Genomic DNA, 19,752 nt, shown 5'->3' with positions numbered 1-19,752 from the left:
CGTTACCGGTTACGATATCGCCTCCCATGAGTCTCGCGGTCACTCTCTCGCGAGCCCAGGAAGGTGTCGCTGCGCCTCAGGTCGTGGTCGAAGTCCATCTCTCCGGCGGCTTGCCTAGCACCTCCATCGTCGGGCTGCCCGAGGCCGCCGTGCGCGAAGCGCGTGACCGCGTGAGGGTGGCCATCCAGAGCACCGCCTTCGAATACCCCAATCGCCGGGTCACGGTAAATCTCGCCCCGGCCGAATTGCCCAAGGACGGCGGTCGCTTCGACCTCGCCATCGCCCTGGGCATCCTGGCCGCCGGCGCCCAGGTGCCGAGGGAGCGCCTGGACGACTGCGAATTCCTTGGCGAGCTGGCGCTCTCGGGTGAATTGCGCGCCGTGCCCGGCATCCTGCCCGCGCTGATCCGCGCCCGCCGCTGCGGCCGCCGCGTGGTTGTGCCTCGCGCCAACGCCGCCGAAGCGGCGCTCATCGGCGAAGCCGACGTGCTCCTGGCCGACAGCCTCGCCGACGTCTGCGCCTGGCTGCGCGGGCAGGGCGAGCTCGACATCCCGCCGTCATCCACCGATTTCTACGACCTGCCGCAGGGCGGCCCGGACATGGGCGACATCCGCGGCCAGCACCAGGCGCGCCGCGCGCTCGAGATCGCCGCCGCCGGCGGCCACCACCTGCTCATGATCGGCCCGCCCGGCACCGGCAAGACGATGCTGGCCGAGCGCCTGCCGGGCATCCTGCCCTCGATGACCGAAACCGAGGCGCTGGAGAGCTGCGCGATCCGTTCGCTGGCTGGCGAAACCATCGATCCCGACGGCTGGCGGCGAAGGCCGTTCCGCGCGCCGCACCATACGGCGTCCGGCGCCGCGCTCGTCGGCGGCGGTTCCACGCCGCGCCCCGGCGAGATATCGCTCGCTCACAACGGCGTGCTCTTCCTCGACGAGCTGCCCGAGTTTCCCCGCCACGTGCTCGACGTGCTGCGCGAACCGCTCGAGTCGGGTCAGATCGTGATTTCCCGCGCCGCGCGTCAATCGACGTTCCCCGCGGAGTTCCAGCTCGTCGCCGCGATGAACCCCTGTCCCTGCGGTTTTTCGGGCGATCCGCAACACGCGTGCCGCTGCACACCCGACCAGGTGCAGCGTTATCGCTCCCGCATCTCAGGCCCGCTGCTCGACCGCATCGACCTCTGCGTGGAAGTGCCGCGCGTACCCATTTCCGCGCTGCTTGCCGCCGCGTCGCCGTTCGACGAGGACAGCGCGACGGTGCGCGCCCGTGTCGTCAACGCGCGCGAAAAAGCCCTTCTTCGCGCAGGCCAGAGCAACGCCGAACTCAGCGTCGTGAACCTCGAACGCGATTGCGCGCTACCGCAGTCCGAAAAGACCTGGCTGGAAGCCGCCCTCGACAAGCTGGGCGCCTCCGCGCGCGCGTATCACCGCATCCTGCGCGTGGCCCGCACCATCGCCGACCTCGAAGGCGGTACCGGCTGCGTGGAGCAACAACACCTCGCCGAAGCATTGCATTACCGACGCTTCTAGGTCGTCATCGCACCTGGGCGTTCTGCCTCGCCCGTCAATTCCCGAAGGCGATGCGACGGAACTTGAGGGGCAACTGCGGCGGCCTACGACGATGCAAGTGTCGAGTTCTTGGGGTACGTGGCGCCTCAGTGAAGACCTACCTGTCCCGCCACGCTCTGATAGATGGCCTGCGAGTCGTAGCCCACCCCCTTTTTGAAAACAAGCGAAGGACGTTCAATGGCGGATACGTCGTTCGCGATATCGCCCTGTAGCAAAACCAGGTCAGCACGTTTCCCGACCTCGATGCTTCCAATATCGTCCTGGCGCCCCTCGAAAATGGCCCCATTGAGCGTCGCAATGCGAATGGCTTCCGGTACGGTGAATCCCGCTTGCACGAGCAACTCAACGTTGCGCTGGTCGCCGAGGCCAGGGAAGGTGAATCCTTCACCGGTTGGATCACATCCAGCCATGAGCACGCCGCCCGCTTTCGCAAACGCATGTTCGAACACCATCTCCTTCTTCAGCGAGCGAGAGAGCAGGTCTTCGAGCCCCTTGCGCGCAGGCGACGGCGTGTTGAGATAGTTCCATACGACCGGGTGCAAGAGCTTCTCGAGCGTGGCTCGGCGTTGATCGGACATCCCGACGGCGCCCTCCAGCACGGCAAGCGTTGACGTGAGCGGTACATGGTGCTCGACCATCAGGCGGATTAGCGCGTTTGCTTCGTCGCCGTCGGGCGAAACGGTGTTGCTGATGTCGCTGAGTACAACGCGGGCACTCTTCTGATCGGGAGCCGAGCGGCACATGTCCGGGATCTTTCCCACTTCAAGGTCGCCATCGGGGGAGGCGAACGGGCCGTGCTCGAAGTTATCCATGCCGAGTTCAATCGCCTTGGCGTATCCGACCGAGCAAAGGTGGCCGGTGATCTTCATGCCGAGACGATGGGCCTCGTCGATACCCGCGGCGAGTTCGTCGGTTGTGACGTCCGAGTACGCCTTCACGGACGAGAATCCTTCGTCGTGCCAGTAGCGGACGAGCCGTCGCGCATCGTCCGCATCGGTCAATTCGTGCATTTGCGGAATGGCTGCCGGGCTCCCTTCGAGATAGGGCGTGGTTAGATCGAGATCGGGTCCTATGATGCGTCCCGCGTCGATACCCCGCTTCATCGACAGGTCGCCGTATGGATCCATGCTGCCAGCGGTTCTGGCTGTCGTAACCCCGCTTGCCAGATACAGAAGCGGCGCGGTGACGAACTGCTCGATCGCTACCGGCGGACCGGCCACGGGGGACGGATAGAACATGTGTTCGTGCATGCCGACAAGACCCGGGATCAGACTCATGCCCCGCCCATCGATGATTTCGTCGTCCTTCCCGACGGGAGCCCGCTTCAGGGCTCCGACGTACACGATGCGACCGTCCTCCACAAGGACGGTTTCGTCGTGCTTCGGCGCCGCGCCCGTCCCGTCAACGACCGTGACGTGTTCAATCGCCAGCCGCTTGGCGTGAGTTCGTACAACATTGGCCGGACCGGCCGGTTGAGCCGATACCGAGCCAGCCAGAAACAAACCCATGCCGCAGAAAAGGATGCAGGAACGCATGTGAGGAAGTCCGATAAAAAAGGGTTCGTAACGCTCAGTGCCCGCGTTAACGGGTTGAGGGACGGGAAGGTTAGAGAGATGCTTTCCCCACGTCGCGCCATATCAGGCGATGAAATGTATCCGCGCGACATCGCTCGCAAAAAAAGGACGTGCCCCCGGAAACGTTCAAGACGCTGCGCGCGGCCGTCTGGTCGAGAGCTCGATGGATACAAGCTGGACTGAAACGTCCAAAGCGTTGGTCACGTGTCCCGGCCCAATCGATGTGAGTGACCGATACGTCGGGTACATACGAGGACCGTCCTTCGTCGGCAGGAATCCGCACGTGCTACGGTCCCGAGCATCGAGCGGTCCATCGACGGAAGCACGACGTGGAAATTCCGTTCGAACGCCCATTCGGAACGTGCCGTCTCGACGCTCGCCTGGTTATGACCGGGTATGAAACCGACCCGTCTAGCTTGGTCAGAACGTTCGCGTGGACTTTTTCCGTGGACGGTTCGTGGGGACAGGCAACGACGGCGTGTTCCTTTCACCGAAACATCGGCTTGCTCCAGGTCGGTGGTATCGAGCTGGGTTTGGACATTTACGATTCGATCGACGCTCCTGTCGTCGCACCGGGGACGCCATCGGATGGCCCGTAGCCAGCCGGTGAATTCCAGCCCTGCCAGGGTGAAACTTATTTCATGTACTGGCGGGTTGACAAATAGCGGGGCCGGGCGGAGAATTCTGTACCAGGCGGTTTGCTAAAGGGCTGCCTGCCCCGCTCCGGTGCTGGATACCCCTCCCTCCCCCCGCTCCAGCACCGGGGCCCGGCCTTGAACTGACTCCACATTTCTTATTGACGGCCGGCGCATCCTTGCGTGGGTCGTTTTTTTTAGGCCGCAGAGGCCGGATGGAACTGGGCCTCCTCCGTCGAGCCGCTGAGGGCCGACAGGGAGCTGAGGGAGCCGGCGATGACCTGGTTCACGGCGTCGAAATAGCCAGTGCCCACCTCTCGCTGGTGCTTCACGGCCGTGTAGCCGTCTTTTTCCGCCGCGAACTCGGCCTCCTGCAGCTCCACGTAGGCCGCCATCTGGCGCTCGCGGTAGCCGCGGGCGAGCTGGAACATCGAGTGGTTGAGGGCGTGGAAACCGGCCAGGGTGATGAACTGGAAGGCGTAGCCCATGGCGCCCAGGCGCTTCTGGAAATCGGCGATGGTGGCTTCGTCCAGGTGCTTCTTCCAGTTGAAGCTGGGTGAGCAGTTGTAAGCGAGCTTCTTCCCGGGGAATGACGCGTGGATCGCTTCGGCGAAACGGCGCGCCTGCTCGAGGTCGGGGGTGGATGTCTCGCACCAGATCAGGTCCGCGTAAGGCGCATACGCGAGGCCGCGCGCGATGGCCTGCTCGATGCCTTCGCGGCTTTCGTAGAAGCCTTCCACGGTGCGCCCGCCCGTGAGGAACGGCTTGTCGTGCTCATCGATGTCCGAAGTGACCAGCCCGGCGCCCATAGCGTCGGTGCGCGCGACGATGAGCGTGGGCACCCCCGCCACGTCGGCGGCCAGCCGGGCGGCGATGAGTTTCTGCACGGCCTCCTGCGTCGGCACCAGCACCTTGCCGCCCATGTGGCCGCACTTCTTCGCGCTGGCGAGCTGGTCTTCGAAGTGCACGCCCGCGGCACCCGCCTCGATCATGTGGGTCATGAGTTCGTAGGCGTTGAGCACGCCGCCGAAACCGGCCTCCGCGTCGGCGACGATGGGCACGAGCCAGTCGCGTTCGTCCTTGCCTTCCGCGTGATGGATCTGGTCGGCACGCAGCAGCGTGTTATTGATTCGGCGCACGACGTTGGGCACGGCGTCCACGGGGTATAGCGACTGGTCGGGATACATGGTGCCGGCGGTGTTGGCGTCGGCGGCCACCTGCCAACCGGAGAGGTAGATCGCTTCGAGACCGGCCTTCACCTGTTGCATCGCCTGGTTGCCGGTGAGCGCGCCGAGGGCGTTCACGTAGGGCTTGTCGTGGATGGCGCGCCAGAGGCGCTCGGCCCCACGGCGGGCGAGCGTGTGTTCCACGTGCACGGTGCCGCGCAGGCGGACGACGTCGTCGGCGGTGTAGGGTCGCTCGATGCCGGACCAGCGGTCATTGGTCGCCCAGTCCATCGCGATCTGTTTGGCGGTATGCATGTTCATCGTCGGTCTCCTTCGATCAGGACAGGCGTTCGTAGGCGGGAAGGGTGAGAAAGTCGCGGAGCGTGTCGGCGTGCGTGAGCGTGCGGATCAGCTCGGCGGCCTCGTCGGCGCGCGAGGCACCGGGCAGATCGGACTCGCGCAGGCGGCGGCAGTGCGAGGCGAGCGCGTGGTCGAACAGCGCGAAAGTGATCGGCGCGTGGTCGCTGAACTCCACGGGACCGTGGTGCAGCCACTGCCACAGCTGCGCGCGCGCGATCTCCGCGGTGGCCGCATCCTCCATGAGGTGGTGGATCGGCACGCAGCCGAGTCCGTCGAGCCATGCGGCCGTGTAGCGCAGGCACACCTCCACGTTGTTGTCGAAGCCGGTGCGCGTCACTGTGCCGGGCGCGGGGCGGATCAACTCGTCGCGCGTCACCTCGACGTCGTCGCGACGCACGTGCAACTGGTTCGGCGTGGGCATGTGCGCATCGAAGACGGCTTGCGCGATGGGCACCAGCGCGGGGTGCGCCACCCACGTGCCATCGTGTCCGGCGGTGACTTCGCGCAACTTGTCCGCGCGCACCTTCGCCATCGCCGCCTCGTTGGCCGCGTCGTCGCCCTTGATGGGAATCTGCGCGGCCATGCCGCCCATCGCGAACGCGCCGCGACGATGGCAGGTGCGGATCAGCAGTTCGGAATACGCCTTGAGGAAGGGCACGGTCATGACGACGTGACCGCGCTCCGGCAGCAGGCGATCGGCATGCGCGCGGAACGTCTTGAGATAGGAAAAGATGTAGTCCCAGCGGCCGCAGTTGAGACCGACGACGCGACGGCGCAGCGCGTGCAGTATCTCGTGCATCTGGAACACGGCGGGAAGCGTCTCGATCAGCACCGTGGCTTTCATCGTGCCCACGGGCAGGCCGAGGGTGTTCTCGGCGTCGGTCATCACGTCGTCCCAAAGCGCCGCCTCCTCCATGCTCTGTAGCTTCGGCAGGTAGAAGTACGGGCCGCGATCGCGGGCGTACAGCGCCTTCGCGTTATGGAAGGCATAGAGGCCGAAGTCGACCAGCGAACCCGACACGGCCTCGCCGTCGACGCTCAGGTGGCGCTCGGGGAGGTGCCAGCCGCGGGGGCGCACCACGAGCACGGCCGGATCGGCCCCCACGCTGTATCGCTTGCCGGCCTCGTTGGTGAACTCGATGGTGCCGTTCACGGCGTCGCGCAGGTTGCGCTGGCCGTCGATCTGGTTGATCCAGGTCGGCGCGCTCGAATCCTCGAAATCGGCCATGAACACCTTCGCGCCGGAGTTGAGCGCGTTGATGATCATCTTTCGCTCCACCGGCCCGGTGATTTCCACCCGGCGGTCGAGCAGGGCGGCGGGGATGGAGGCGACGGTCCAGTCGCCGTCGCGGATGGCGCGGGTCTCGTCGCGAAAATCCGGCAGCTCGCCCGCGTCATAGCGTTGCTGGCGGGCGTCGCGCTCGGCGAGCAGGGCCCGTCGGCGGGCGCCGAACCGGCGATGAAGCCCGGCCACGAAAGCCAGCGCATCGGGGCTCAGGACATCCCGATGGGTCTCGAGGGCCTGGACGCGGATGCCGGACAGGGGATCGATCTCACTCTGGGGAACGGCCATGCGTGCGGTCTCCGTCGGATGGGCCGGGAGTTCACGCTAGAGCGCGAAGGCATGTTTTGACAAAGCATATGTTTCAATGCATATGATTAAGTATGTTAATTAGCCATTGAATTATTTGATTCAAATGGAAAAAAATCCTGCGAAGAAGCTGAATAGATCCAGGAAGCGGGCTTCGGCACCCGCCGCTCCGGACGCGGCTGGCCGCTTCTACTACAAGGGCAACCGCCTCAAGCAGCTACGCGCCTTCGTCTACATCGCCCGTCTGGGCAGCCTCAGCCGGGCGGCGGAGGCCTTGTTCCTGTCTCAGCCTTCGGTGAGCCTGCAGTTGAAAGCGCTGGAGCGCGAACTCGACGCCACCTTGCTCGAACGCACCCGTCGCCGCATCACGCTGACCGACGCGGGCGAGGCGCTTTACGAGATGGCACGCCCGCTGGTGGAGGGGTTCGAGCAGCTCGACCACGAGTTTCGGACGAAAACCCAGGGTTCCCGGGCGGGGCACCTCACCATCGCCGCCGGTTCCTCCACCATCCAGTACCTGCTGCCGGAGCTGGTGAAGACCTATCGAGAGCGCTACCCAGGCGTGCACCTGGCGCTGTCCAACGTGACCAATCGCGACGGCATCGCCCTATTGCGCAACGACGAGGTGGATATCGCGGTCGGTTCGATGATCGACGTGCCCCACGACATCGCCTGGGCGCCGGTCTATCACTACGACCCGATGCTGATCATGCCGCCGGACCATCCGCTCGCGGCGAAGAGCGACATCCGCCTGGAAGACATCGCGCCCTACGGCCTCATCCTGCCGCCCAAGCGCCTCACCACGTACAAGCTGGTGGACATGGTGTTCCAGCAGCGCCACGTGCCCTACACCGTGGCCATCGAGGTCGGCGGCTGGGACGTCATCAAGCAGTACGTCGCGATGGGCCTGGGTATTTCCATCGTCACCGGTATCTGCATCACCGAGGCCGACCGCGAGCGTCTGGCGGTGCGCAACCTGCGGCAATACCTGCCGCAGCGCAGTTATGGCGTGGTGATGCGCAAGGGCAAGTTCCTCAGTCCCGAAGCGCGGGCCTTCATCGACCTCATCAAGCCGGGGTTGCTGACCCATCGCGACTACGACGAGCCGGGTCACTCCGAACGCTGATCAGGCGTCGCGGTGCTTGCCGTGGTAACCGGCGAACATCGCGCGGATGCGCGCGAGATCGCCGTCGATATCGTCGGTGGCGTGTACGAGGGGGCCGAGGGTGAAGGTCTTCGTGGGGTAATCGATGAAGATCGGGAGGATCGGCACGCTGGATGCGCGCGCGATGCGAAGGAAGCCGGATTTCCACTGTTTCACGGGCTTGCGCGTGCCTTCCGGCGCGATGCCCAGCCACATGCTTTCGTGCGTGGCGAAGCGCTGGACCATCTGGTCCACCACGTTGGTGGCGGCCTTGCGATCGATGGGAATCATGCGCAGGCGGCGCACGATGGGGCCGAACGGTCCGCCGAAGACCTCGCGCTTGATCATGATGCCGAGGTCGAGACCGATGGCCACCTTCATCAACAGGCCCCATACGCCGTCCCAGTACGACGAGTGCGGGGCGCCGATGATGATCAGCTTCGGCAGGTTCGGGAACTCGCCGACGATGCGCCAGCCGCTCGTGCCGATGGCCCAGCGGGCCAGTCGGGTCCAGGGCGTGCGGGGCAGGGAGGGAACGTTCGGTGGCAGCGTCTCGGGCACGCCCTTCATTCGCGACTCCAGTCGCGCGAGCGGGTGCGCTTTGTCTGGCCTCGCTGGGCCTTGCCCGCGAGGCGGCGTTCCTTCGAGGCGCGGGTGGGCTTGGTCGCCACGCGCTTCTTCGCCACCACGGTCGCTTCGCGAATGATCTCCGCCAGCCGTTCGCGCGCGTCTTCACGGTTGCGCGCCTGGTCGCGAAAGCGGCGCGCCTGGATCACCAGCACGCCCGCGTCGGTCATGCGCCGGTCGCGCCGGGCGAGCAGGCGCTCGCGTACCTCATCGGAAAGCGAAGGCGAGGACGCCACGTCGAAGCGCAGTTCCACGGCGCTTTCCGTGCGGTTCACGTGCTGGCCGCCCGGACCGTCGGCGCGGGTGAAGCGCTCGATCAGCTCGGATTCGGCGATGGCGATGGAGCGGGTCACGGTGAGCATGGCGGTGGGATTCTAGCAAGCGAAAGCCGTAGCCGCCTTGGGGCGATAACGGGGATTCACGGCGCCAGGCTCCTGCGTGCGCAGGAGCGACGAGCCGCAAGGTTCACTACGGCGCCCAGAACCCTCACGTCGCTCCTGCGCACGCAGGAGCCCAGCGCGGAGCGTCAGGACGAGCGCCAGCGTTCGTAAGCATCTCGCCAGCCGAACGTCTCGAGCAAACGCAACCACGTCGCATCGAGTCCCGCCTCGACTCGCATCGCCCGCCCGTCACGCGGATGCGTGAAATCCAGCATCGCCGCGTGCAACAGCATCCGGTGCGACGCGAAGTGGATCTTGAACAGGCGGTTGTGGTCGCCCCGTCCATGCTGGCTGTCACCCACGATGGGATGATGGATGTGCGCGAAGTGCTTGCGGATCTGCCGAAAACGGCCGCTGCGCGGTTCGGCGGCGGCCAACGCGTAGCGCTGTTTCTCGTAGCGTCCGAGCGCGATGTCCACCTCGACGGTGGCGAGCCGCCGGTAGTCGGTCTGCGCTTCGCGGCGCGGTCCTGTCGCCCGGGAGCCGGGCAGCGGGTAGTCGATGCACCCCTCGTCGGGCTCAGGCCAGCCGCGGCACACGGTGAGATAGCGCTTGCGCACGCTGCGCCCCATGAACTGCTCGCCGAGCTGTGCGGCGATCTCCGGCGAGCGCGCCACGAGCAGCACGCCCGAGGTGGCGCGATCGAGCCGATGGGCCAGGTGCAGGCGGCCGTCGACCTGTTCGCGCAGCAGGTCGATCAGGAACGCGTCGTCGGGCCCCACGAAGGCCGAACGATGCACCGCGAGGTTCGCGGGCTTGTTGACGGCGACGAGGTCGTCGTCCTGGAACAGGATCTCCAGCATCGGTGTCAGCGGCGTGGCCAGCCCACGACGAAGGCCGCCAGCCCCGCCACGGCGAAGGCGCCGGGCAACGACCAGTGCGTGTGCGGGGCGAGCGCGTACACCACCGCCGAGCCCACCAGCAAGGCCGCGCCGAGGAAGCCGCACGCGAGTACGCGGTGGAGGCGGCGCGATTCCTCGCGGGCCTGCAGCACGACGAGCGGATCGGCCACTTCGCGGCGCTCCCCGCTGGCCACCTGACGCAAGGCGTCGCGCACCAGTTCGGGCACGCGCGGCGCCGTGTGGATCCACTCGGGCAGGCGGCGACGCACGTCGCGCAGCGTGGCGCGCACGCTATAGCGCTCGCGAAGGATGCGCTTGAGCACCGGATGCGCCACGGCCCAGATGTCGATGTCCGGGTCGAGCATGCGGCCCACGCCCTCGATGTTGAGCAGCGTCTTCTGCAGCAGGATCAACTGCGGCTGCAGCGTGAGCTCGAAGCGCCGCGCCGTCTGGAACAGCTTCACCACCAGCTCGGCGATGGATATCTGCGAGAGCGGGCGGGTGAAGTAAGGCTCGCACACCGTGCGCACGGCGGCTTCGAGTTCGTCGAGGCGAACCGTGGTCGGCATCCAGCCGGCGGCCACGTGCAACTGCGCGATGCGCGCGTAGTCGCGCTCGAACAGGGCGATGAAGTTTTCCGCGAGCCAGTACTGGTCGGCCTCGGGCAGCGAGCCCATGATGCCGAAGTCGAGCGCGATGAAGCGCGGTTCGTCGAGGCGGGTGAGGTCCACCCAGATGTTGCCGGGATGGGCGTCGGCGTGGAAGAAGTTGTCGCGGAACACCTGTTCGTAGAACAGGCGCACGCCCTTTTCGGCGAGCCGCTTGCGATCGAGGCCGGCCCGGTCGATGGCGGCGATGTCGTCGGCGCTCACGCCATGCACGCGCTCGAGCGTGAGCACGCCTTCGGTGCTCAACTCCCAATGCACCTCCGGCACGTAGAGGTCGATGCCGCTGGCGAAGTTGCGGCGGAGCAGGCTGGCGCTGGCGCCCTCGCGCTGCAGGTCGAGCTCGTTGGAGAGCATCTTCTCGACCTCGGCCACCACCTCGAGCGGCCGGATCTTGTCGGCGTTGGGATGCCAGCGCTGCGCCAGCTCGCCCAGGGCGTGGAGCAGGTCGACGTCGCGGGCGATGCGCTTGTCGATGCCCGGCCGAAGCACCTTCACCACCACCTCGCGGCCATCGTGCAGCGTGGCCGCGTGCACCTGCGCGATGGACGCGGAGGCGAGGGCGTTTTCGTCGAAGCGGGCGTAGAGCGTGCCGATCGGCGCCTTCAGTTCGCGCTCCACGATGGCGCGCGCCTCGGCGCCGGGGAAGGGCGGCACCTGGTCCTGCAGCAGGGCCAGTTCGTCGGCGACGTCGCCGGGCACGAGGTCGCGGCGCGTGGACAGCACCTGGCCGGCCTTGACGAAGATCGGCCCCAGCTCGGTGAGGGCCAGGCGCAGGCGCGCGCCGCGCGGCAGGGCACGCACTTCGGCGGGCGCGCGCGGGAACATCGCGCGAACGAGCTTGAGCGGACGGAACAGGTGGGCGCCGTCGACCAGTTCGTCGAGCTGGTATTTCAGGAGGATCGCGGCGACACGAAGCAGGCGGGGCGCGAGGCGCAGCGACGTCATGCGCCGTTCCCCTTCAGGGCGCGTTCGATGCGGGCGAAACGCGCCTCGGCGCGCTCCGTGCGCTCGCGAAGCTCGTCCACGCCGTCGAGGAAGCGATCGACCTCGCCCGGCGCCACGGCCACGCGTCCTTCGTCGCGAAGCCAGTCGGCGCCGTCTTCGGTGAAGTGTGCGGCGGACTGCTTCGCATGGGCGAAAGCGCGATGGAACGCCTGCGCCAGCGGCACGCCGATGGCGTCGCCGAACGTCCTGGCGAAGGCTTCCTCGATGTCCGGGGCATACTGGCGTGCAAGACGCTCCAGGCGGCGGGCCAGCTCCGCGTCGCCCGCGATATCGACCTTGCCGGGCGCCACGCCGTCGTCGTCGCGGCGCAGCGCCATGGCCAGCAGGCTGCCCGGCGAAGCGGTGACGCGCAGGCTGCCGCCGTCTTCCGCCGGACCCATGCGCAGGCGGCCCTTCTCCACGGTGATACGCAGCGCCAGTTCCGGTCCGCTCAGGTGTACCTGCACGCTGCGGCCGTCGAGCGCGTCGAGGCGGCCACGGGTGTCCGGGTCGAGATCGACGGCGCGGTTGAGCACGGTTTCCATGGCCTTGCCGGCGAGGACGCGCAGCGGGCGGGGGAGGAAGCGGGAGGGGCCGGTGTCGGCCTGGGGGCGATCGGGGGTCATGCGTCCGATTGTAGCCTGCCGTTTCGCAGGAATCGCCGACAGGGTCGGCTCCCACCCCTTCAGGCGCCGGGCTCCGACGGCCTTGCAACCGAAGGGGCGGGAGCCGATCGCATCGGCGAATCAGGTTGCCTCATGCCGCCCCGTCGAAGCCGCTCTGCCGCCACGCCTCGAACACCGCCACCGCCACGGCATTGGAAAGATTCAGGCTGCGATTACCCGGCCGCATCGGCAACCGGATGCGCTGCGCCTCGGGAATCGCGTCCAGCACGTCGTCGGGCAGCCCTGCCGTCTCGCAGCCGAACAGCAGCGCGTCGTCCGCGCGGTAGGTCACGTCGGTATGCAGATGGCGGCCACGCGTGGAAAAGGCGAAGACGCGCGGATGGCCGAGGGCTTCCAGGCAGGCGTCGAGATGGTCGTGGACCGCCACCCGGGCGAACTCGTGGTAGTCGAGTCCCGCCCGGCGCAGGCGCGTGTCGTCCAGTTCGAAGCCCAGGGGGCGGATCAGGTGGAGGCCGGCGCCCGTGTTGGCGCACAGGCGGATGACGTTGCCCGTGTTGGGCGGTATTTCGGGTCGGAACAGGATGACGTGGGGCATGCGCCCATTATGTGCCAGCGGCGGCGCAAAGCACGCCGTCCGGCGGCAGGGCGCAGGCGCCCGCGGTGATCGAGGCCGCGGCGGAGTCGCCGACGACGGTGGTCGGTGCGGCGAGCTGCACCGAGGTGCCGGAGAGGCCGAGCATGTTGCCGAGGATGAGGCCGCAGACCATCACCGAGGCGACGAGCAGGCTACGCAGGATGAAGAGTTCGTACTTCATGGGGTCAATCCTTCTGGGAATCCGGTTCAGGCCATCAGGGCCAGGGTGTAGCCGCACAGCAGCATCGAGGTGACGAGGAAGGCGGCGAGCATCGGCAGTTCGAATTTCATGGCGTTCTCCTTGAGCGTGGGAGGGCTGATCGCCCCGGCACGGGTATTAAGGCAAACCCCATGCCAGCCCCGGCAGGGCCTGCAATCAGCTGTTTCGCATGAGATTTGTCACCCGTCGGAAGATCGCGCCGTCTGTCCGCGGACAGCGGCGGCGCCATATCGGACAGTGGCCGCATGGACATTCCCCGAGCCTGCGGGCTAGCCTCGGGCGATTGCGGCCACGATGGCCCCTGAAGGAGTTCGCATGAAGAAACGTCTTGCCCTGCTCGCCGCGGGATTGCTTTCCATGGCCGGTGGCGCGTCCGCCGCCACCGCGACGATTCCCGACATCCCCTACACCCGGTTCCAGTTGCCCAACGGCCTGACCGTGATCGTGCACGAGGACCACAAGGCCCCCGTCGTCGCCGTCAGCATCTGGTATCACGTGGGTTCGGCCGACGAGCCGACGGGCAAGACGGGCTTCGCGCATCTGTTCGAGCACCTGATGTTCTCCGGCTCGGAGAACCACAAGGGCACCTACTTCCAGCCCTTCGAGGTGGCCGGCGCCACCGACATGAACGGCACCACCTGGTTCGATCGCACCAACTACTTCGAGACCGTGCCCACCACGGCGCTCGACATGGCGCTGTGGATGGAGTCCGACCGCATGGGCCACCTGCTGGGCGCCATCGGCCAGAAGGAGCTCGACACGCAGCGCGGCGTGGTGCAGAACGAAAAGCGCCAGGGCGAGAACGAGCCCTACGGTCGCGTCGACGAAAACGTACTGGCCAACATCTATCCGGCCAACCATCCCTACCACCACGACACCATCGGTTCGATGGCCGACCTGGACGCCGCCTCGCTGGCCGACGTGAAGCAGTGGTTCCACGACTATTACGGCGCCGCCAACACCACCCTGGTGCTGGCCGGCGACATCACGCTCGAGCAGGCGAAGGCCAAGGCGCAGAAATACTTCGGCGACATCCCGGCCGGTCCGCCGGTGCCGCGCCAGCAACCGTGGGTGGTGCCGCTGTCCGCCGATACGCGCGGCGTGCAGCACGACCAGGTGGCGCAGACGCGCATCATGCGCACCTGGGCCGTGCCGCAACTGGGCACCGACGATGCGGTGCAGCTGGACTTGGCCACCACCGTGCTCGGCGGGGGCAAGACCTCGCGCCTGTACCAGCGCCTGGTCTACCAGGACAAGCTCGCCGACGACGTCTCGGTGGGCATTTCGCCGTTCGCGCTCTCCAGCCGCGTGCAGCTTTCCGTCGACGTGAAGCAGGGCGTCGATCCGGCGAAGGTCGAGGCGGCCATCGCCGACGTTTGGAAAGACTTCCTCGCCACGGGCCCCACCGCCGACGAACTGGAGCGCGCCAAGGTCGCCAACCTCGCCGGCTTCGTGCGCGGCCTGGAAAAGGTCGGCGGGTTCGGCGGCAAGGCCGTCATCCTCGCGGAGGGCCAGGTCTACCGGAACGATCCGGAGGGCTACAAGAAAGACCTCGAGCGTGCGCAGCAGGCCACCCCGGCCTCGGTGCTCGCGGCATCGAAGAAGTGGCTCGGCAAGGGCAGCTATACGCTGACCATCATGCCGGCCGCGCCCGGTTTCGATCCGGCCGCCGAGGACAAGGCCGTCGTCGGCCTGCCGAAGGCGGAAGGCCGTCCCGCGCCCGTCATGCCCGCGGCGAAGCGTTACACCGCCGGCGCCTCGCAGGTCGATCGCGCGAAGGGCGTGCCCCCGGTGGCGAGCTTCCCCGACCTGTCGTTCCCCAAGCTCCAGCGCGGCAAGTTGAAGAACGGCATCGAGGTGGTGCTCGCCGAGCGTCACACCGTGCCGGTGACCCAGGTCCAGATCCTGTTCGATGCGGGTTACGCCGCCGACCAGGGCCGCAAGCTCGGCACGGCCAGCTTCACGTCCACCCTGCTCAACGAGAGCACGAGCGACCTGGATTCGGTGGAGGTGGCGCGTCGCAAGGAGCGCCTGGGTGCCATCATCGGCTCCAACTGCTCGCTCGACACCTGCGCGGTGGCGCTCAACGCGCTCAACGCCGAGCTGAAGCCCTCGCTGGCGCTATTCGCCGACGTGGTTCGCCACCCGGCTTTCAAGGCCGACGACATCGAGCGGGTGCGAGGCCAGTGGATCGCGGGGATCGCGCAGGAGAAGACCGATCCCACCGGCCTCGCGTTGCGTACCCTGCCGCCGTTGCTCTACGGCAAGCAGCACGCGTATGGCATCCCCTTTACCGGCAGCGGTACGGAAAAGGCCATCGCGTCGCTCACCGCGGAGGATTTCAAGGCGTTCCAGCGTGACTACCTGCGCCCGGACAATGCGCGCATCCTCGTCGCCGGCGACACGACCCTGGACGCCATCCTGCCCCAGCTCGACGCCGTGTTCGGCGACTGGACGGCGCCGTCGAGCGCGAAGCCGACGAAGAACATCGGCACGGTCGCCGCGCAGCCCAAGCCGCGCGTGTTCCTCATCAATCGCACCGACGCGCCACAGTCGCTGATCCTCGCCGGCCTGCTCGCGCCGTCCACCAAGGCGAAAGACGCGCTCGACCTGGGCATCGCCAACGGCGCGTTCGGCGGCACGTTCACCTCGCGGCTCAACATGAACCTGCGCGAGGAAAAACGCTGGGCCTACGGCGCCCAGAGCATGCTCTCCGACGCGCAGGGCCAGCGACCGCTGCTGTTCTACGCCCCGGTCCAGACCGACAAGACGGCCGAATCGGCGCAGGAAATCCTCAAGGAAGCCCGCGCCGTGGTCGGTCCCAAGCCGCTCACCGACGCGGAGATCGCCAAGATCCGCGCGCAGCGCGTGCGCGCCTTGCCGGGCAGCTACGAAACCACCTCGGCGGTGCTGGCGGCGATGTCGGGCATCGTGATCTACGACCGCCCGGACGACTACGTGCAGACCCTCAAGGCGCGCATCGACGCGGTGAACCGCACCTCGGCGGAAGCGGCGCTCTCGGCCGTGATGCATCCGGACTCGCTTACCTGGGTGATCGTCGGCGACCTGCGCAAGATCGAAGCACCGGTGCGGGCCTTGAACCTGGGCCCGATCCAGGTGATCGACGGCGACGGCGAGCCGGTGAAGTCGTCGAAGTGAGGTAAACCCAACGGCGGAACGCGCGAGCGGTGATCGCGCGTTCCGCTTCGTCGGGCTAGCATAGGCGCGACCGTGTTTCCGGAGCTGCACATGCGCAAGGCCCTCGTCCTCCTCATTCCCCTCGCCCTCACCGCCTGTTCCTGGGGCATCAAGCTCGACGACGGTGCGCGCAACGTTCGCACCGCATGGAACGGTGACACGTCCGGTTGCCGTGAGCTGGGCAAGGTCACGGTGTCGGTGATGAACCGCGTCGGCCCGGTCGATCGCAACGACCTCAAGGTGCGCGACGAACTCGAGGTGCTGGCGCGCAACGAGGCCGCCAAGATGAACGCCGATACGGTGAAGCCCCTGGGCGAGCCGCGTGACGGTTCGCAGGACTGGGGCGCCTACACCTGCGGCGCGCGTCCGCTGGCCGGCCCGCGCAGTGCGCCCGCTCCCGCCCCTCCCCAGAACGCCACCACTCCGCAGGGTGGTTTCGAGACCGTTCCACTGAAGAACTGACGCCCACGGGCGCGACGACGGGGCGCCGGCGAAACGGGGCCCCGACGAATCGACCGGGACGACGGGACGCACCGCAGGACGGCGAAGTGACGCCGTTCCGCGGAGCGTCCTTTTTTTATACTACAGGTATTGATATTTCATAAATGAATATTATATTTGTGAGGTAGCCGCCCGCCATCCTGGATGTCCCATGAGCGATTTCGCCCCCACCGAAGCCCGCCTCGACGTGACCCGGGGAAAGTACCCGGCGTTTCCACGTGCGCCGGCGATCCTGGTGCGCCTCATCAAGCATCTCTACAAGGAGATCCACGACGAGGCGAACGCGGCCATGCGCCCGCATGGGCTCAACCATCCCGAGTACAACATCCTGATGATGCTGTACGGGGCGCCGGACAACACCCTCAGCCCGTCCGAACTGGCCGGGGCGGCGGGGGAGAAATCCGCCAACGTCACCCGCCTCACCACGCAGCTGTGCGAGAAGGGCTACATCGCCCGCGCCGGCAGCGAAGACGACCGCCGCAAGGTGGCCCTGTCGCTCACCGCCGAGGGCGTCGCCCTGATCGAGCGTTTCCTGCCGGACATCGTTACCCTTCTTCAACGGCAGACGCGTAACCTGTCCGCAGGCGAGCAGGCGCAGTTGGAAGGCCTGCTCAAGAAGATGCTGGTCGGCTTCGGGGAATAACGAGCCACGCCATGTCCGCCGTCGACCCCGCCACCCCCAAGACGCCCGCCTTTCGCCAGGTGCTGGTCGAAGCCCTGCGCGAGGAAGGGTCGATCTGGCTGCTCGTGATCAAGACGCTGGTCGCGTTCTTCCTCACCGGCTGGATCGCGATGCGCCTGGAGTTGCCGTCGCCCTCGTCGGCGATGCTCACCACCATCATCGTCGCCAACCGGCAGTCGGGCATGGTGCTGGCGAAGAGTTTCTATCGCGGTATCGGAACGGTGGTGGGCGCCATCCTCGCCGTCGTCATCGTCGCGGCCTTCGCGCAGCAGCGCGTGCTGTTCCTGTTGTCGCTGTCGCTGTGGATCGGCCTCTGCTCCGCGGGCGCCACGCTCTATCGCAACTTCAAGTCCTACGCCTTCGTGCTGGCGGGCTACACGGCGGCGCTGGTCGCCGTCCCCGTCATCAATGCGCCGTTGAACGTCTTCGATTCGGCCTGGGCCCGCCTGAGCGAGGTGCTGCTCGGTCTGCTGGTGAGCGGCGTGGTGAGCGAAGCGATCTTTCCCGCGCGCATGCGCGACGTGATGCGCCGGACCGGACGCGAGCAGTTCACCGATTTCATCGCCTTCGTGCGCGGGAGCGTGGGCGGCGCGATACCGCGCGAGCAGATGGAGAACGCCCACCTGCGCTTCGTGCGCGCGGCGGTCACGCTGGAAGACCTGCGCAGCTCGGTGGTCTTCGAAGACGTGGAAACGCGTGCGCGCAGCAACCACCTGCGCCTGTTCAACCAACGCTTCATGGCGACCTCCACCAGCTTCCAGTCGCTGCACCACCTGATCAACCGGCTCAAGCGCGCGCAGCGCGAGCGCACGGCGGATGCGCTGATCCGCCTGTATGCGCCCTTGGGCAAGGGGCTCGAAGGCCCCCTCGGCGCGGGCCTGGCCGCGCAGGCGCTGCTGCCGCAGATGACCGTGGCGCGTGACGCGATCGCCGCCAACGTCGCCCCATTGCGCGGCACGCTCGACGACGCGCAGGACCTGCGCGACTTCGATACCGGCGCCGCCTTGATCCGCCGTTTCGCCGACGAGCTGTACGACTACATCGAGGCGGCCGCGTCCCTGCAATCGCCACGGCCGTATCCGAACATCTCCGCCGAGCGCGTGAGCTTCGATCGCGGCAACGACTACCTCGGCGCGGGCATCGCCATGGTCCGCGCGACGCTCACCATGCTCGTGCTCGGCCTGTTCTGGATCGAGAGCGCGTGGCCGTTCGGTTCGAGCGCGATGCTGCTGGCAACCGTTTTCGCGGGCCTGTTCGCGACGGTGCCCAATCCCACCCGCGTGACGTGGATCGTGATGCTGGGCTACCTGTCCGGCATGATCATGGCCTTCATCTGCCTGTTTTTCGTGCTCACCCAAGTCGACGGTTTCGGCCTCCTGGTAGTGTCCGTGTTTCCGTTCGCCGCCGTGGGACTGGTGATGATGTTCACCCCCAGTCTCGCGTCCTATGGGCTGGGATGGTCGTTCGGCCTGACCTACCTGCTCGGGCTGAACAACATGCAGGTATTCGACCCCGCGCGCGCCATCAACGACGCGATCGCCCAGATCATCGGGCTGGGCGCGGCGGCGGCCGCCTTCGTGATCATCCCGCCGGCCATCGGCAGTGCCTGGCTGCGTCGTCGTCTCATGGCGCGCCTGCGCGCCCAGGTGGCCCTGGCCGCCGAGGCGCCGCTGCCCGGCCTGCGCCATCGCTTCGAAAGCATCAACAACGACCTCGTCAGCCAGGTGGTGGCGCAGACCCAGCCCGGCAGCGCCGATTCGCGCGCGCTCATCGCGTGGTCGCTGGCCGTGCACGAGACCGGGCGGGCGCTCGTCGAGATGCGCCACGACATGGCCGTGCAGGACATCCCGTCGACCCTGCGTCCGTACCTCGACGCGGTACTGGACCGGCTGTCGCGGTTCTACGAAGTGCCCGACGTCGCCAGCTACGTCGCGGCGCGCGACGCGGTGGCGACCGCGATCGAGGGCGTCCGCGAACACACGGGGCAGGACTACCTGCTGGAAAACCTCAACCTCATCCGCATGACGCTGCTCGACAGCGAATCCGCGGTGGCCGCCTACATGCCCGACGCGCCCCTGGCCAAGGAGATCACCCATGCCCCGTGAGATAGCCCTCGGCGACGCACTCGTACCCGGGCTGCTCGTTCTGTTCGTCGTATCCCTCCTGGTGTTGTGGGCGCTGGACACCGTGGCCGGCCGCTTCGGGCTCTACCGCCTCGTGTGGCATCCGTCGCTGTTCCGCCTCGCCGCCTTCGTCTGCGTCTTCGGCGCCCTCGCGTACTTCCTGTTCTGA

General features: G+C 67.1%; 17 protein-coding genes. 7 read left to right on the top strand and 10 right to left on the bottom strand.

What is annotated here, in order from left to right:
- Positions 1-26 precede the first annotated feature (26 nt).
- Positions 27-1,529 (top strand): YifB family Mg chelatase-like AAA ATPase, encoded by a 1,503-nt coding sequence (locus tag JNG39_RS10365; protein ID WP_368311271.1) that lies wholly within the window; start codon positions 27-29, stop codon positions 1,527-1,529.
- A gap of 125 nt (positions 1,530-1,654) precedes the next feature.
- Here the strand turns inward: JNG39_RS10365 and JNG39_RS10360 are convergent, their stop codons facing one another.
- The 3 genes from JNG39_RS10360 to aceB form a co-directional block, all read right to left on the bottom strand.
- On the bottom strand, positions 1,655-3,103 hold the full coding sequence (locus tag JNG39_RS10360) for an amidohydrolase family protein (protein WP_368311269.1): 1,449 nt from the start codon (positions 3,101-3,103) through the stop codon (positions 1,655-1,657).
- 871 nt (positions 3,104-3,974) lie between these two features.
- Positions 3,975-5,264, bottom strand: a complete 1,290-nt coding sequence (aceA, locus tag JNG39_RS10355; RefSeq protein WP_368311267.1) for an isocitrate lyase — start codon at positions 5,262-5,264, stop codon at positions 3,975-3,977.
- A gap of 16 nt (positions 5,265-5,280) precedes the next feature.
- Positions 5,281-6,876, bottom strand: a complete 1,596-nt coding sequence (gene aceB / locus JNG39_RS10350; protein ID WP_368311265.1) for a malate synthase A — start codon at positions 6,874-6,876, stop codon at positions 5,281-5,283.
- Positions 6,877-7,000: 124 nt separating this feature from the next.
- On the opposite strand from aceB, the gene JNG39_RS10345 reads away from it, so the two are divergent.
- Entirely contained in the window at positions 7,001-8,020 is a 1,020-nt protein-coding gene (locus JNG39_RS10345) for a LysR family transcriptional regulator (protein ID WP_368311263.1), read from the top strand.
- On the opposite strand, the gene JNG39_RS10340 is transcribed toward JNG39_RS10345, so the two are convergent.
- From JNG39_RS10340 to JNG39_RS10310, 7 genes are all read right to left on the bottom strand, one after another.
- Positions 8,021-8,608, bottom strand: a complete 588-nt coding sequence (locus JNG39_RS10340; protein WP_368311261.1) for a 1-acyl-sn-glycerol-3-phosphate acyltransferase — start codon at positions 8,606-8,608, stop codon at positions 8,021-8,023.
- Entirely contained in the window at positions 8,605-9,027 is a 423-nt protein-coding gene (arfB, locus tag JNG39_RS10335) for an alternative ribosome rescue aminoacyl-tRNA hydrolase ArfB (protein ID WP_368311259.1), read from the bottom strand. The genes JNG39_RS10340 and arfB overlap by 4 nt, the downstream gene beginning before the upstream one ends.
- A gap of 164 nt (positions 9,028-9,191) precedes the next feature.
- Entirely contained in the window at positions 9,192-9,908 is a 717-nt protein-coding gene (locus tag JNG39_RS10330) for a pseudouridine synthase (protein ID WP_368311258.1), read from the bottom strand.
- A gap of 5 nt (positions 9,909-9,913) precedes the next feature.
- Positions 9,914-11,560 (bottom strand): ubiquinone biosynthesis regulatory protein kinase UbiB, encoded by a 1,647-nt coding sequence (gene ubiB, locus JNG39_RS10325; RefSeq protein WP_368311256.1) that lies wholly within the window; start codon positions 11,558-11,560, stop codon positions 9,914-9,916.
- The gene (locus tag JNG39_RS10320) at positions 11,557-12,225 is read right to left on the bottom strand and encodes an SCP2 domain-containing protein (protein ID WP_368311255.1); all 669 of its coding nucleotides are present in this window, start codon (positions 12,223-12,225) and stop codon (positions 11,557-11,559) included. The genes ubiB and JNG39_RS10320 overlap by 4 nt, the downstream gene beginning before the upstream one ends.
- 130 nt (positions 12,226-12,355) lie before the next feature.
- Positions 12,356-12,820, bottom strand: a complete 465-nt coding sequence (locus JNG39_RS10315) for a tRNA (cytidine(34)-2'-O)-methyltransferase (RefSeq protein WP_368311253.1) — start codon at positions 12,818-12,820, stop codon at positions 12,356-12,358.
- A gap of 7 nt (positions 12,821-12,827) precedes the next feature.
- The gene (locus tag JNG39_RS10310; protein ID WP_368311251.1) at positions 12,828-13,040 is read right to left on the bottom strand and encodes a hypothetical protein; all 213 of its coding nucleotides are present in this window, start codon (positions 13,038-13,040) and stop codon (positions 12,828-12,830) included.
- Positions 13,041-13,394: 354 nt separating this feature from the next.
- Between JNG39_RS10310 and JNG39_RS10305 the strand changes: the two genes are divergently transcribed.
- The 5 genes from JNG39_RS10305 (at position 13,395) to JNG39_RS10285 (ending at position 19,752) form a co-directional block, all read left to right on the top strand.
- Positions 13,395-16,238 (top strand): M16 family metallopeptidase, encoded by a 2,844-nt coding sequence (locus JNG39_RS10305; protein WP_368311250.1) that lies wholly within the window; start codon positions 13,395-13,397, stop codon positions 16,236-16,238.
- 90 nt (positions 16,239-16,328) lie between these two features.
- Entirely contained in the window at positions 16,329-16,739 is a 411-nt protein-coding gene (locus JNG39_RS10300; protein ID WP_368311248.1) for a DUF4156 domain-containing protein, read from the top strand.
- A 190-nt stretch (positions 16,740-16,929) separates the two neighbouring features.
- Entirely contained in the window at positions 16,930-17,421 is a 492-nt protein-coding gene (locus tag JNG39_RS10295; protein WP_368311246.1) for a MarR family winged helix-turn-helix transcriptional regulator, read from the top strand.
- Between the two features lie 11 nt (positions 17,422-17,432).
- The gene (locus tag JNG39_RS10290) at positions 17,433-19,565 is read left to right on the top strand and encodes an FUSC family protein (protein ID WP_368311244.1); all 2,133 of its coding nucleotides are present in this window, start codon (positions 17,433-17,435) and stop codon (positions 19,563-19,565) included.
- Positions 19,555-19,752, top strand: coding sequence for a DUF1656 domain-containing protein (locus tag JNG39_RS10285; RefSeq protein ID WP_368311243.1), 198 nt, complete (start codon positions 19,555-19,557; stop codon positions 19,750-19,752). Before JNG39_RS10290 ends, JNG39_RS10285 begins: the two co-directional genes overlap by 11 nt.

This window comes from Luteibacter sp. CQ10, assembly GCF_040900725.1.
Classification (GTDB): domain Bacteria; phylum Pseudomonadota; class Gammaproteobacteria; order Xanthomonadales; family Rhodanobacteraceae; genus Luteibacter.
This window is presented reverse-complemented; position numbering and strand designations above follow the sequence as displayed.